The organism is Sulfoacidibacillus thermotolerans, from assembly GCF_003144315.1.
Classification (GTDB): Bacteria; Bacillota; Bacilli; order Alicyclobacillales; family SLC66; genus Sulfoacidibacillus; species Sulfoacidibacillus thermotolerans.
In genome coordinates, this window is sequence record NZ_MPDK01000089.1 from 1 (window position 1) to 1,067 (window position 1,067).

Here is a 1,067-nt window from a genome sequence, read left to right on the forward strand (position 1 = left end):
GGTAAAACAGGGCAGCATGTACGCGACTAACAACGCTAGTATTATACAATATTGGTTCGGTGCTGTATTCCCTGTAGATTGTGTTGTGCCGCGTATGGCCATCAAAGAATTATTGCGCATTAAAAAGCCACCAGTAAGAATTCAATGCACGGATACCAGTATGACATTTCACTACGAAGACGGTTGCTGGTTGCGTACACAATTACTGGAATTAAAGTGGCCTAACATTGATAAGATAATTGAGCGCACAGAAAAGGGGTCCGACGTTTATACGCTTGATACTGAGCTTTTTAATTGCCTAGAAAAGATAAAACCGTTCTGTGAGCGGGATGGGCGTATTTACATGGAAAACGGTGTTGTACGCACACATTACAACGAGTTGGATGGTGCTAGTGCAATGTTCCGTGAATCCAAGTCAATTGGCGTGTATAATATAGATCTTATTATGCAGTTGAAAGGACTTGCAACGGATTGGGACGCTTCTCGTTTCAATGAAAAGGACGAAAGGGGTCTTTCAACTCCTATTATTTTTTATGGTGAAAATCTACGTGGGGTAATTGTAGGATTTCGTCTATGAGAAAAGATGCTATTGGTTTCTTTTGGCAGGATTTACCTCCCGCTAAGAAAGAGAAGAAACAGAAAGTAAAACGTCAACCAGTTGAAAGGGTATGGGAACGCCCGGACTACCTTCCAGGTCTTGACGCAGCAATGCGTTTTGCAGCTAATGATCCGCGTATGACAGACGGTGAATTAGTGGAGATGTATTTTGCGCAAGAAACATTCGTATACGATATTGAATGTTATAAGAACTATTTTCTTGTAGCGTTTAAAGGGGTTAAGTTCGGTAAGGTTTATTATCTAGAAATGACTGCCGGTCAGACACTTGACACGGAAAAATATGAATGGATAATGAAGAACTTTCGTACCGTTGGTTTCAACTCAAGAAACTACGATAACACGATGACATTCCTTGCCATTGCTGGTCTGACCGTTGACAAGCTGAAAGAAGCAAGTGACAGGATGTACACGCTGTATCTTATACCACTTTTACCCTTCCCCACAAAACA

2 protein-coding genes are annotated in these 1,067 nt (G+C 41.4%); both read left to right on the forward strand.

Annotation, left to right across the window (positions count from 1 at the left end; all coding sequences use genetic code 11):
* A partial coding sequence (locus BM613_RS14570) for a hypothetical protein (protein ID WP_219930725.1) occupies positions 1-577 on the forward strand: 577 nt, incomplete at its 5' end.
* A partial coding sequence (locus BM613_RS14575) for a hypothetical protein (protein ID WP_219930726.1) occupies positions 574-1,067 on the forward strand: 494 nt, incomplete at its 3' end. The genes BM613_RS14570 and BM613_RS14575, both read left to right, overlap by 4 nt.